8 protein-coding genes are annotated in these 13,475 nt (G+C 60.1%); 6 read left to right on the top strand and 2 right to left on the bottom strand.

The window, feature by feature from the left end; translation table 11 throughout:
- Positions 1-520: 520 nt before the first annotated feature.
- The 4 genes from ABSG47_RS05970 (at position 521) to ABSG47_RS05985 (ending at position 8,202) form a co-directional block, all read left to right on the top strand.
- Complete coding sequence (locus tag ABSG47_RS05970; protein ID WP_481133019.1) at positions 521-3,565, top strand: TonB-dependent receptor domain-containing protein; 3,045 nt, start codon at positions 521-523, stop codon at positions 3,563-3,565.
- A 251-nt stretch (positions 3,566-3,816) separates the two neighbouring features.
- Positions 3,817-5,313 carry a sodium:solute symporter gene (locus ABSG47_RS05975; RefSeq protein WP_424167698.1) on the top strand — a complete coding sequence of 499 codons (1,497 nt, stop codon included), beginning with the start codon at positions 3,817-3,819 and terminating at the stop codon, positions 5,311-5,313.
- Complete coding sequence (murQ, locus tag ABSG47_RS05980; protein ID WP_424167701.1) at positions 5,301-6,197, top strand: N-acetylmuramic acid 6-phosphate etherase; 897 nt, start codon at positions 5,301-5,303, stop codon at positions 6,195-6,197. Before ABSG47_RS05975 ends, murQ begins: the two co-directional genes overlap by 13 nt.
- A 205-nt stretch (positions 6,198-6,402) precedes the next feature.
- A complete protein-coding gene (locus tag ABSG47_RS05985; protein WP_424167704.1) occupies positions 6,403-8,202 on the top strand; it encodes a glycoside hydrolase family 3 protein in 1,800 nt (599 codons plus the stop codon).
- 63 nt (positions 8,203-8,265) lie between these two features.
- Here ABSG47_RS05985 and ABSG47_RS05990 read toward each other — a convergent pair whose 3' ends face one another.
- A complete protein-coding gene (locus ABSG47_RS05990; RefSeq protein WP_424167707.1) occupies positions 8,266-9,462 on the bottom strand; it encodes a cellulase-like family protein in 1,197 nt (398 codons plus the stop codon).
- A gap of 335 nt (positions 9,463-9,797) precedes the next feature.
- On the opposite strand from ABSG47_RS05990, the gene ABSG47_RS05995 reads away from it, so the two are divergent.
- Entirely contained in the window at positions 9,798-10,178 is a 381-nt protein-coding gene (locus ABSG47_RS05995) for a hypothetical protein (RefSeq protein ID WP_424167710.1), read from the top strand.
- 392 nt (positions 10,179-10,570) lie between these two features.
- Complete coding sequence (locus tag ABSG47_RS06000) at positions 10,571-12,175, top strand: MGH1-like glycoside hydrolase domain-containing protein (RefSeq protein WP_424167713.1); 1,605 nt, start codon at positions 10,571-10,573, stop codon at positions 12,173-12,175.
- On the opposite strand, the gene ABSG47_RS06005 is transcribed toward ABSG47_RS06000, so the two are convergent.
- Complete coding sequence (locus tag ABSG47_RS06005; RefSeq protein WP_424167716.1) at positions 12,172-13,350, bottom strand: L-rhamnose/proton symporter RhaT; 1,179 nt, start codon at positions 13,348-13,350, stop codon at positions 12,172-12,174. The genes ABSG47_RS06000 and ABSG47_RS06005 overlap by 4 nt on opposite strands.
- Positions 13,351-13,475: the final 125 nt, after the last annotated feature.

A 13,475-nucleotide genomic window follows, 5' to 3' on the forward strand; every position in this document is an offset into this window, starting at 1 on the left:
TTTCCCATCGTCCCCCCGGCGCGTTACGTAATCACGCTCAGCTCCACCGGCTTTGCCGCTCAGACGCGCACAGCCGATCTGCTCGTCGATCAGCCGGCCACCATCAACTTCACACTCAGCGTGCAGGCAAATACCGTTACCGTGGACGTCAGTTCGGCGGCGGAGACGCTCAACTTTACAGACGCATCGATGGGCAATGCCGTCGGCAATACCACCATTGAAGCGCTCCCCATGGATGGCCGCAATCCCATCAACCTGCTGAGCTTGCAACCCGGCGTGCTATACATGGGCAATGAAGTCTCAGACAGCAGGCAAGGCGCTGTGGCCGGCGGCAGATCCGACCAGGGCAACATCACCCTCGACGGCATGGACGACAACGATCAGATCTTCGGCACTGCCTTCTCCGGCATTCTGCGTTCCACGCTTGATTCCACCGAGGAGTTTCGCGTAACCACTTCGAACGGTAACCACTTCGAACGGCACTGCCGCGGCGGGCCGTTCCTCCGGCGCTCAGGTCAACCTGGTCACCAAGAGCGGAACCAACAAGGAGCACGGCTCGCTCTACGAGTACTACCGCCCCACCAACACGGTGGCCAACTCCTTCTTCAACAAGAACCAACAGCTCATCTCGAACGATCCGAACATCCCTCAAAAATACGTCCTCAACACGTTTGGCGGCACCGTGGGCGGACGGATCAAGACGAACAAGCTTTTTTACTTCTTCAACTATGAAGGCCAGCGCCAGGCCATCTCCGATATCGTCGAAGCCACCGTCCCTACGCCTACCTTCATGCAGGGCAGCCTTCAATACACTGACACGGGCGGTGTGAACCAGCTCCTTACGCCATCGCAGGTAGCCACCTTGGACACGCCCTGCCTGAGCAACACCTTCAACGGCCAGCCGGTTTGCACCACGCCCGGCGCAAACGCCGCCGTGCTCAGCTACCTTGCGCCCATCAAGACATCCACCAACCCGGTTGGCGGAGACGGCGGCTTGAATAGCGCCGCCCTGTTCTTTGCCTCGCCTGCGCCATCCAGCCTCAACACCAGCATTATCAAGCTGGACTACATGCCCACCAGCAACCACCACCTCTTCGTTCGTGGAAACCTGCAGAAAGACACTGCCGCGGGAGCTGAAAACCTTCCCGGACAGGGTGCGTCCACCTTTTACGACGACAACACCAAGGGCATTGCGGCGGGCCACACCTGGACACCCACCATTCACATCGTGAATGACGCTCGTTATGCCTATATCCGCCAGGGATATCAGACCGGCGGAATCGCTCCCGGCAACTGGGTTGACATCTACGGCCTCACGCAGCCCACCGCGCAGACCGGCACCACCCTGCTCCACGTGCCGGTAAATAACATTACAGACACGCTCACATGGAATAAGGGATCGCACACCTTTGCCTTCGGCGCAAACTGGCGCGGCATCACCAACCACCACTCCGGCAACACCGCCTCTTTCGCCGGCGCCAGCACCACCTATCAGTACGCCAACTCCCTTGACCTGCCCACGCCCCCAAACATGAGCGCCAACTTTACAAATTCCTGGTCGCTTGCCTGGGCCGATCTCATGGGCATCATTCCGCAGGCAAGCCAGCCTTATAACTACTCCATTACCAGCCCCACTGCGGCAACAGCCCTGCCGGAAGGCACACCCGTCACCCGAAACTTCCGCTCCAACGAATGGGAAGGCTACGCTCAGGACGCCTGGCATCTTCGCAGCAACCTCACCATCACCTACGGCCTGCGCTACACCCTGCTGCAGACGCCCTATGAAACCAACGGACAGCAGATTTCCTACACCACGGACATGGATGCCTGGTACAAGAAGCGCGAGTCGGAAGCGCAGCAGGGCATTATTTACGAGCCCACCCTCGAGCTGGCCCCTTCCGGCAAGGCCAATCATGCTCCGGGGTTCTGGCCTGCGCAGAAGACGAACTTCGCCCCGCGCCTTGGCTTTGTATGGGCTCCCACGGCAAAAACCTCCGTCCGCGCCAGCGGCGGCATGTATTACGACCATTACGGCGAGTCGATCGTAAATACGTGGGACACCAGCGGCCAGAGCGAGATCGGCCTTGCGGCGGAAGTCACAAATGCGGCGGGCCAGTATGGCTTTGAGGAAGCGCCGCGCTTCACCGGGCCGCACGACATACCCGACATCCCGCTGCCGGCGCCTCCGGCTTCACCGACCTACCCCTTCGCGCCCGAAGTGGGTAACTATGGCATCAACTGGGGCATGGACAACCACCTCAAGACGCCGTATGCGTATTCCTTCAATCTTTCCTTCCAGCACCAGTTTCCCGCCGGCTTCACATTTGAAGAAGCCTACGTGGGACGACTTGGCCGGCACCTGCTGCAGCAAATCGATCAGGCCGAGCCAGTGGACTACGTTGATCCGCAGGGCGGCGGCGACTACTTCGGCAACGCCGCAATCCTCTCCAGAGAAGTGGACGAGTCGGCCGCTGTCCCCGGCCATCCCAACGAGAAGGTCAACAACAACATCCAGGCCATCCCTTACTTCGAGCATGTCTTCCCCTACATGAAGAACATTGACTACCAGGGAGAAAGCGCCACCCAGTCTGTCTTCAACAACGCATGGGCACCGTTCCGCTACAACAATGGCGAAACCTTCTCCCTCATCCTGATGGACGCATTCGGCGTATTTCCGGGCTCTCCCGGCACACCGGGCGGCGCGCCTCAGTCAACCTTCTGGAACAATCAGTTCGCCTCGCTGTACGCGCTGTCTTCCATCGGCAACAGCTCGTACAACGCGCTGCAGTTCACCCTCCGTCATCCCGCCTCACACGGTTTGACCGTTGACCTCAGCTACACCTTCTCAAAATCGCTCGATCTCGGCTCTGAAACCGAGCGCGCCAGCGTCTTCACAAATTCTGACGACGCATATACCAACTTCGGCATTCAGAACACCTGGAATCCCAAGCTCAACAAGGGAGTCTCGGACTTCGACACGCGCAGCCTGGTCAGTGGCGACTGGGTATACGCGCTTCCCGTAGGCCGCGGAAAGGCCGCGCTGAGCGGACTCAACCGCGTCGGAGACGCATTCCTTGGTGGATGGCAATTTGCCGGCCTTACGCGCTGGACCAGCGGACTGCCTTTCAGCCTCGAATCTCCAGCCTTCCCCACTAACTATGAAAACCCCGCAATGACCTTCAACGTGGGCGGCGTCAGAACTCACAGAAATTTCCAAAGCGGAATTCCGCACGTCTTTGACGCCGCAACCACCGCCGCCATTGGCAATGGAATTTATACCGGCAGCCCCATTCGCCTGCCCTATGCCGGAGAAGCCGGAAGCCGCAATGCCTTCCGCGGAGACGGCTACTTCGACATTGACTCGTCGCTGGCTAAAACCTGGGGCCTGGGCGACTGGGCAAAGCTGAAGTTCGTCGCCGAAGCCTACAACATCACAAACTCAGTCCGCTTCGACCCCAGTCCCAATGGCCTCACGGCGGGCACCGGAAGCGCTACCCTCGGCACCTACAACACTCCTCTCTCCACCTATCGCCGAATGCAGTTCGGCCTGCGGCTGGACTTCTAAACCTTCCACGACGCCCACGCAGCAAAAAGGCCGGAGTTCACGCTCCGGCCTCAGACTGATGAAAAACCCCATCTTCGCTTTTCCGGAGGGAGCGTGAGGCTTCAGCCTCACGAATAAGGCCAACGTATTCGAGAGGGCTTTAGCCCTGGGCTCTTCCTTGAAACCGCCAGACTGACTTTGTCGGCAATCTGAGGCCGGAGTTCACGCTCCGGCCTTTCATCGATGCCGGCCTTCCATGAGTAGGATGAGTTATGGGACTCAACACGCTCGATCTGGGAGTCATCGCCCTTTACCTCGCAGGCGTCACTCTCTTCGGACTCCGCTTCCGGTCCCGATCGCGCACCCTCAAGAGTTATTTCCTCGCGGACAAATCCATCCCCTGGTGGGCCATCTCGCTCTCCATCGTCGCCGCGGAAACCAGCACCCTCACCATCATCAGCGTCCCAGGCCTCGCCTACGACAAGGACTTCCGCTTCCTTCAGCTCGTCCTCGGCTATCTTCTCGGCCGCATCCTCGTCAGCTTCCTCTTCATCCCGCAATACTTTCGCGGCGAGCTCGTCACCGCCTACCAGCTCATCGATCGCCGCTTCGGCAAGCGCCTCCATTTCATCGTCGCTGGAATCTTCCTCGCCACACGCGCCGCCGCGGAAGGCGTCCGCGTCTTCGCCGTCGCCATCGTCATTCGAGCAGCAATGGGAGCGTTGCTCGGCAACTTCTCCGATCTCGGGCGCGACGTATGCGCCATCGGCATCGTGACCCTGCTCACGCTCGCCTACACATTTGAAGGCGGCCTCTCCGCCGTCATCTGGACCGACGTCGTCCAGCTCGCCATCTACATCGCCGGAACCATCACCGCCGTCTTCACTATCCTTCATCTCGTTCCCGGCGGATGGCCCGCGATCCATACCATCGCCGCCAACGCAGATAAATTCCGCCTCTTCGATTTCTCCTTCAACCTCACCAGCACCTACACACTCTGGTCCGGCCTCATCGGCGGAGCCTTCTTAACCGCAGCCAGCCACGGCACTGACCAGCTCATCGTCCAGCGTCTGCTCGCCGCGCGCACCCAGCGCCAGTCGCAGGCCGCATTGCTCACCAGCGGCCTGGTCATCTTCATCCAGTTCTCGCTCTTCCTCCTCATCGGAGCCATGCTCTACGCCTTCTATAAACTCATTCCGCCAACATCTTCGATCAACCGCACAGACACGCTCTTCCCCACCTTCATCGTCACCCGTATGAGCCACGGCATCGCCGGCCTTCTCATCGCCGCCATCCTCGCCGCCGCCATGTCCAATCTCTCCGCCGCGCTCAACTCGCTCTCTTCCACCACCATCGTCGATTTCTACTCGCGTCTCCGCCCGCAATCCTCTGAAGCGCAGCGCATCCGTCTCTCGCGAGCTTCAACCGTCCTCTGGGCGCTCGTACTCTTCGCCCTGGCAATCCTCTCGCGCAACGGCGGCAAAGTCATCGAAAACGGCCTCGCCATCGCTTCCATTGCTTACGGCGGTCTTCTCGGCGTCTTTCTACTCGGCGTGCTCACTCGCCGCGCCTCTGAGAACGGAGCCATCCTCGGATTCATCCTCGGATTCGCCGTCAATCTCTACCTCCGCTTCGGCACATCCATCGCGTTCACCTGGTACGTCGCCATCGGCAGCATCGTCACCTTCATCACCGGTTATCTCGCCAGCCTTATCCTGCCAATAAAACCCGTAGCTGTTTCAACAGAGGTCCCCCCATGCAGCAACTGAAGGAGCTCACCACCGAGCGCCGCAACCGCGCCTCCGAGCATCTTGATTCCATGACCGCGCTCGCCATGGTCTCGCTCATGAATCGCGAAGATGCCATCGTCCCTCGCGCCATCAAAAAAGTTTTGCCCAACATTGCGGAAGCCGTTGACGTCATCGCCGCCGCACTCGCCAAAGGAGGCCGCCTTATCTACGTCGGCACCGGCACCAGCGGCCGCATCGGCGCGCTTGACGCAACAGAAGTCCACCCCACCTTCGGCGCGCCCCCGGAAATGGTTCAGTTCGTCGTCGCCGGCGGAGAAGCCGCGCTCACCCGCGCCGTTGAAGCCTCGGAAGACTCCTCCGAGCTCGGCCTGGCAGACATCGCCGCCCGCAAGCCCACCAAGCGCGATGTCATCGTCGGCCTCGCCGCCTCCGGTCGCACACCCTACACCATCGCCGCACTGGAATACGCCGCCCGCAAAGGCGCAACCACCATCGGCATCGCATGCAATCGCGGCTCCGAACTCGGCCAGATCGCCCACCACTCCATTGAAGTCGACGTAGGCCCTGAAGTCCTCACCGGCTCCTCGCGCCTCAAGTCCGGCACCGCGCAAAAACTCATCTGCAACATGCTCACCACCGGCGCAATGGCCCGCCTCGGCTACGTCTACTCAAACCTGATGGTCAACCTGCACCTCAAAAACGAAAAGCTCCTTGAGCGCGGCATCGCCATCGTCGAAACTCTCGCGCACGTGGACCGCACCACCGCCGTCACCACACTCGAAAAAGCCGGCATGAGCCTCCCGTTAGCACTCGTCATGCTCATCGCCAAAACCGGCAAGCAAGATGCACAGAAACGCCTCCGCAAATCCAAAGGCAACGTCCGCAAAGCCATCGAAGGCTGATAGTAGTTCGTTCCACCACAACAACGGGTGCCCCTGGTCCCTCGCATTTGGGGACCAGGGATAGCAAGAACAAGGACCACCTTCTTCAGCCCAGGGGGTGGTAAGTCGAAGAACCTGCTTCTGTTTTTAAGTAAGTTCAACCACAATGACGGGTGCCCCTGGTCCCTCGCATTTGGGGACCAGGGACAGCAAGAACAAGGACCAAATGAACCAACCAAAACTACGCAGCCTCGCCATCCTCGCCGCCCTAACCCTCCAGGCCTTCGCAGCCGAACCAGTCCACCTCGACCGCAAAGGCGAGCACTGGGCCCAATCCACCCTCCACCACATGACTCTCGAAGAAAAAATCGGCCAGATGCTCATGATCTGGGTCCACGTCCAGTACATGAACACCCAGAGCCCCGAGTACCAGAAGCTCACCGACGCCATCCACACCTATCATCTCGGCGGATTCGGCGTCTCCGTAGCCGTCGAAGGCGGGCTGCTCCAAAAAGGCGATCCCATCGAAGCCGCCTTCCTCACCAACTCGCTCCAGAAGCAATCCAAATACCCGCTCCTCATGGCCGCCGACTTCGAACGCGGCGCATCCATGCGCCTCATCGGCGCCACCGACTTCCCCGCCGCCATGGCCTTCGGCGCAACAGGCGATCCCGCGCTCGCCCGCCAGTTCGGCCAGGTCTCAGCACAAGAAGCCCGCGCCATCGGCATCCACTGGAACTGGTTCCCAGACGCCGACGTCAACTCCAATCCCGCCAACCCCATCATCAACACTCGCTCCTTCGGCGAAGACCCCGCGCAGGTCAGCACCATGGTCACCGCATACATTCAAGGCGCACGCGGCGCAGGTCTGCTCACCACCGCCAAGCACTTCCCCGGCCACGGCGATACAGACACCGACTCCCATCTAGCACTCGCCCGCGTCACCGGCAACACAGACCGCCTCAACTCGCTAGAGCTAGTCCCCTTCCGCGCCGCCATCGCCGCAGGTGTCGATTCCGTCATGATCGGCCACCTCGTCGTCCCCGCCGTCGAGCCCGACCCCAACAAACCCGCCAGCGTCTCGAACGCCGTCATCACCGGCCTGCTCAAAGACAAGCTCGGCTTCAAAGGCTTGGTCGTTACAGACGGCATGGACATGAACGGCCTCGTCAGCACCTTCTCCGGCACGCGCCCGCAAATCTCGGCAGAAGAATCCATCGCCGCCGTCCTCGCCGGCGACGACATGCTCATCCTCCCGCCCGATCTCGACGGCGCCTACCACGGCCTCATCGACGCCGTGCACCAGGGCAAAATCAGTCAGCAGCGCATCGACGAATCCGTCCTCAAAATTCTCCGCATGAAAGCCTCCGTCGGCCTCAACACCAACCGGCTTGTCTCACTCGACGAAGCTCAGAAAAACATCGCCGCGCCTGAAAGCGTCACCCTCGCCCAAACCGTAGCCGACCGCGCCATCACCCTCGCCAAAGACATCTCCAATCTCGTCCCAATCCAGCCCACGCAAAAAGAAAAACTCACCGCCGTCATCTTCACTGACTCACCCCGCGGCTCCGACGGCACCCGCGCCTTCATCTCCGAACTCCGCCAGCGCGCCCCCGAAGCAACCATCCTCGCCGTCGATAACGTCAACGCAAAATTCATCTCAGACAGCGTTCTCGATGCAGTCAAGCAATCCGACCGCGTCATCATCCTCGCCGAAGCCGTTCCCAGCGCAGGCCGCATCCGCGCCGGCAACGCCACAGGCTCCGCCGGCCTCGATTCAGGCCCCGCTGAACTCCTGGCCTCCATCGCAGAGACCGCCGGCTCCAAAACCATCTTCACCGCCTTCGGCAATCCCTACACCGGCGTCAACGTCCCCGGCATCGAAACCTACATCTGTACTTTCTCCAACGTCCCCACCTCAGCCCGCGCATTAGTCCGCGCCCTCTTCGCGGAAATCCCCATCCACGGCCACCTTCCCGTCACCCTCCCCGGCATCGCCACCCGCGGCACCGGCCTCACCCGCTAACCATCTTCGTTCCACCAAAAACTTTGGGTGCCCCATTCATGGCGCAGTCTCATCGCCACCCTCTCACAACCGCTCATACAACCGCCCTTTGCGCATACCAGCGGCAATCGGCGCAGCCTTGATCATCCCCGTCAGCCGCTGATGCCATGCAACATCCCGCCACATCCCCACAAACTGCGGCTCGCAGAAATTACTCGTAGCCATCGCCAGCCACTGCCCCGTCGCCGCGGCCCGCTCCACGCCCACCGCGCACAGCTCCTTCACCCAGTCCCACTTCAGCAGCGGCCAGTCTTTGTAATCCACAATCGCCCAGCACTCGGTCGTAACCAGCGGCACATGAATCGCGCGCGATACCGCCGCCATCCGATCGATTTTGTCCGTCAGCAGCTTCTGCCAATACTGCGGCCGCGCGCGATAAGCCTCCTCCGCCTTCAGGCTCAGGTTCGTATACCCCTTCGGATCGAACTTCTCATAGCCGTATCCCATCAGCTTGTAGAACTCGCCGCCATTCTGCTGCACCATCCACTCATGCAGGTCCAGAAGGTCAAAGTCAGCCAGTTCCGCGCCGTCGCTATCGTCCGGCTCCCCGGCAATCGAGTACAGCAGCGGTAGTTGCGGATACCGCTCCCGCACCACCCCCAACGCGCGATGCATCCAGCGCAGTGAAGCCGGCTCCTTCCACTGCCCAAACGTCAAATGATCCGGCGCAAATGGCGCCCAATCCTGCCCCGGCCACTCATTGCACAGGTCCACATAGAGAATCGTCTCCAGCAGCCCCGCCTCCCGGATCAAATCCAACGTGCGAATCCACTGCTCGGCCTGCATCTCCGGCGACAAAATCTTCTCGCGGGTCTTGTCCTCATCCTCCCGATACCACGTCGAGAGCCCTACCTTGATTCCCCGCTTCCGGCACTTGCCAAGAAACTCCGTCAGCGCCGGCAGCAGCGTCACGCGGTTCACATCCGGCGAACCCCAATCCTGCGTATTCCAGTGCGGCAGCAGCGTCCATGTCTTATGCGGGTCCGCGGCCAGCAGGTGCGGAAACGGATCGATACGCACCGCATCGTAGCCGCGCAATTGCAACCCATCCAGCACCGCATCCCAATCCTCAAACCCAGCCCCCGGCCAGCGCCGCTCAATCCACGAAAACTCCCACATGGTAATCGCGCGCGGCCGTTTGCCTATCCCCGTCGCCGCGTAAGAGGAGGCTGTCGCCAGTGCGGCAGCAGAGGATGTTGTCAGGAATTCACGCCGATTCATTTCGAGTCTTTCATTTCGCATCCAGCATACTTGCCCGCGGGTGCCCCCCCCGTCTCGATTCTGAGACCGGGGATAGCACTCCCACCCAGCCCCCAAAAATTGCCATCCTGAGCGAACGGAGCCCCAGACCCGGTATCCCCGCTTTTCTTGTCAAGCCCCAAACTCAAAACTATTTTCTAACCCACTCATTCTAAAGGCCAAGATTTTTCGCCCACTTTGCACATAATTACGTGGCTTTATGCCACACTAAGAATCAGCAGCAAAAGAACCGCCATCCTCACCGGGTGGCGGTTTTATTTTTGGCCGCCGAGCACATCGATCACAAGGAGACATATATGTCCATCACCCTCCCCCAACCCTACGAACCCGGCGTCAACCCCGCTGTCCAGCACTGCCTCGATGCCTGGCAGGAGACCCTTGACCGGCAGGTTGCCAACGGAATGGATGAATACTCCGCCGCCCGCTCCGCGCATAAGGCCTATCGCCTCGCCATGCCCAATCCCGACAGCGACCAGACGATCCGGGACTTCATCGCCTGCGTCAGCCGCGGCATTCTCATCGGAGCCATCAAGGACTCCGACGCCGCCCGGCTCCTCTACGCCGCCCAGGTCGCCCGTCAGGCCTGCGGCACTCCGGCAAAATCCCAGCGCGAAAGCGGAACAAAGAAGCCCATCCAGCCGGAATCCGCCTCCAGCACCGAGCAGGCGGTTGCCTGACACCCCCACCCCCACCCTTTCGAAATTCAACTCGAAATACCAATTAACATCACTGAAATCAACAACTTGAAAAATAAAAACCTCCTGAAAATATCGATGCGGGAGCGATGCGAATTCGAAGCGCAAGCCTCAAAACCTTGCTCCTCCTGCATCAAACGCGGTGCTTTTTCATCCCAACCAGGGTTTCTGGCCACGCTACAGCAGAATCCGAGTTGCTATATCCGGAACCGGCACTGGCTCAGTTTGAATTGCTTTGTAACAGGGCACGACTTCAGTCGTGCCGAAAATCCGGCTGATAAAATCTTCGGGCTTTAGCCCCTGCGGGATTTTTTCAAACTGAGCCATTACCCCGGAACCGCATCGCTCGGATTCTGCTCTACAATCGCCTCACCATGAACCGCCGCAAATTCGTCACCGGTTCGCTGGCCGCGGCGGCGCTGTTGCCGCGCGCCAGCCATGCGGAAGCTCCGCCCGTCGATTCCGACATCTCCTTCACCACCAGCGATGCGCATTACCAGGCTCGCTACCAAAGCGCGCTCGATACCCTCGCTGCCAACACCGTTGAGCTGGCCGGGGTTCCCGGCCCAGTTCCCAGTCCGGTCTTGATCGAAGGCAGTGAATATCGTGGAATCTGGCTCGAATGCGCCCCGCACGAAGGCCTCGTCTATTCGCTCATCCGCAGGGACATTGCCCACAACAACCACATGGCCTTCTTCAAGCTCCAGCGCGAAGACGGCCAGATTCCCTGCAACATGCGCTCCGGCGGCATCGGACTCAGCCAGATCCAGATGGTAGTACCCATCGCCGCCACAGCCCTCGAACTCGCCCAGCAAACCGGCGATGAGGAACTCCTCACCACGGCTTACGAGTCATGCAGCCGCTGGGACGCATGGCTCCGCAAGTACCGCGACACCCGCAAAACCGGCCTCTGCGAGGGCTTCTGCATTTGGGACACAGGCCACGACAACTCCCCGCGCTGGGCCGGCATGCCCAACGCCTGCCCAAACGGCGACGCCCGCAAATGCCCGCCAAATCCGAGCCTGCCGCGCCTCTGCCCCGACCTCTCGGCCACCGTTTACGGTGGCCGCATGGCCCTTGCAGCAATGGCCAATGCTCTTCACAAACCCGCCGATGCCGAAAAGTGGGAAACCGACGCCGGATCCATCCGCAAGACAATCCTCGACCGCCTATGCGACCCCACCATCGCCTGCTTCTACGACCTCGACGCGCAGAACAAATTCGTCCGCATCCGCGGCGACCTGCTCACCCGCGTCCTCGGCGAACATGTAGTAGATCAGCAGCTTTTCGACACCATCTACCAGCGCCAGATCCACAACCCAAAAAGCTTCTGGGCACCATATCCACTGCCCTCCATTGCACTCGACGATCCAACCTTCGTCCGCCCCATCCCACGTAATTCCTGGGGTGGCGCATCGCAAGCACTCACTGCCCTCCGCGCCCCACGCTGGATGGAGTACTACAACAAACCCGCCGATCTGGCGCACCTCATGCAGCAATGGGTAGCCGCCCTGCTCCACGCTCCGGATGGCATCCAGGCCTTCCGCCAGCAGATGGACCCCATGACCGGCGAATTCACCCAGAGCGGCTCACCCGGTTACTCTCCCGCCGCACTCGCATTCATCGATTCCACTTGGCGTCTTGCCGGCGTTCGTTACGCCAGGAATACATTTGAATGGAATATTCGCCCTGGTTTTGCGGGGCCCAACGCCATCTTCCGGCTTCGTGTCTCACCCATCGAAATCGCTGAAATCCGCTACTCAGGCAACCGTGCAGAGCTATATATCAACAATCAACTGCTCCACCGCGTTACGGGCACACTCCGGCTGAAGACAAGGCGCGACGGATCGATCATTGAACAAGCAGGCATAGCCGATACACAATCAACCGCGATGGTGGAGTCTCCCGATGGCAAACAGGAGCCATTCAGACTCGATCCCAATCAGGTCATTGGGTTCCTAATGCGCTTGAATCGCTAATTCGCCGCCTGCACCGGCACAGTCTCCAGCGTCTTGAGATAGTTCCCCGCACCCACGACAACCGTGGACCCGATCAGCAGCAGAATACCTACCGTGACCAGCAACTTGGTCCGCACGCTGGTTCCCTTCCACTCCTTCAGCACCAGCCCCCATAGCGTCGCGAACAGAATGATGGAAGCCATGTGAAGCGACCACGAAGAGAAGTCGAGCTTGCCCATCTTGGTCTGCCCCATGGAGTAGAAGAAGAACTGGAAGTACCAGATGACTCCGGCCAGCGCGGCAAAGAAGTAGTTCGCTACGAGCGTAGAGCCGGGCAGTTTTTGCAGCGCCGGATCGGTAGGGTCAAGATTCGCCACCGTATAGCCGCTGCCTGCGGATGAGCGCAACGGATTACGCCCCGGCTGGCCGAAGAACTGTGCGCCGGTGTGGTTGCGAAGAATCAGAATCGCCGACCAGATGAAGTTGGTAGCAAAGCCGCCCCAAAGCACCACGATCAGAACGGGAAGATTCTGCCACAGCTCCAATCTGCCGGAAGCGACAAGCTGGGCGCGGGACAGTTCGGCAATGGGCTTGCCTGCGTCTAGCCCTACGGCAAAGAAGCTGCTCATGATCCCGGCAAAGACGGCCACAGCCAGCCCGCGCCAGAGATTGAAGTCGCGCTCGCCCGCCTGCGACAGCTCTGCCCGCGAAACCTCATGCTCCTTGAAGTAACCGGCGACGCCATTGACAACAATGGCAAGGAGGCAAACGCCTACGCCTGCCAGCACCACCATGCCGGAGCGCTCATGCGCAATGGCTCCAAGCTGCCCATGCACGATAGGCGGCAGCAGCGTGCCGAATGCCGTGCAGAAGCCGAGCGCGATGGCATAGCCGAGCGCCAAACCAAGATAGCGAATGGAAAGACCGAATGTGATGCCGCCCATACCCCAGAGAACACCCCAGAAAATCGTCCACGCGATGACGCTGTGCGGAGTTTGCGCGAGAATGGCGAAGGGATGCGGAACAAAGATGGAGCAAAGAATGAGCGGCGCGACGATCCACGCTGCAAAACCCTGAATGATCCAATAGATCTCCCAGGACCATCTCTTGATGCCGCGAAAGGGAATAAAGTTTGTGGCGGAGGCAAACCCGCCGATCCAGTGATAGATCACTCCAAGAAACGGGTTGGCTCCCATGCGGCTCCGATCTGCAAGAATCTGTGAGAAGAGAATTGTAGCCAGCGCTGATTACATCTGGGAAATACAGCGGAATCCGAGCGGATGTACCGAGAGGCACGCCCCTCAAGTGGCTTTTTCATTAA

It is taken from the genome of Occallatibacter sp., from assembly GCF_049510455.1.
GTDB lineage: Bacteria > Acidobacteriota > Terriglobia > Terriglobales > Acidobacteriaceae > Telmatobacter.

What these genes read in the sequence shown, in the direction of transcription:
- ABSG47_RS05990 (WP_424167707.1), bottom strand. Translation starts at nt 9,462, where the DNA reads ATGAATCGGCGTGAATTCCTGACAACATCCTCTGCTGCCGCACTGGCG.
- ABSG47_RS06005 (WP_424167716.1), bottom strand. Translation starts at nt 13,350, where the DNA reads ATGGGAGCCAACCCGTTTCTTGGAGTGATCTATCACTGGATCGGCGGG.
- ABSG47_RS06000 (WP_424167713.1), top strand. Translation starts at nt 10,571, where the DNA reads ATGAACCGCCGCAAATTCGTCACCGGTTCGCTGGCCGCGGCGGCGCTG.
- ABSG47_RS05975 (WP_424167698.1), top strand. Translation starts at nt 3,817, where the DNA reads ATGGGACTCAACACGCTCGATCTGGGAGTCATCGCCCTTTACCTCGCA.
- murQ (WP_424167701.1), top strand. Translation starts at nt 5,301, where the DNA reads ATGCAGCAACTGAAGGAGCTCACCACCGAGCGCCGCAACCGCGCCTCC.
- ABSG47_RS05985 (WP_424167704.1), top strand. Translation starts at nt 6,403, where the DNA reads ATGAACCAACCAAAACTACGCAGCCTCGCCATCCTCGCCGCCCTAACC.
- ABSG47_RS05995 (WP_424167710.1), top strand. Translation starts at nt 9,798, where the DNA reads ATGTCCATCACCCTCCCCCAACCCTACGAACCCGGCGTCAACCCCGCT.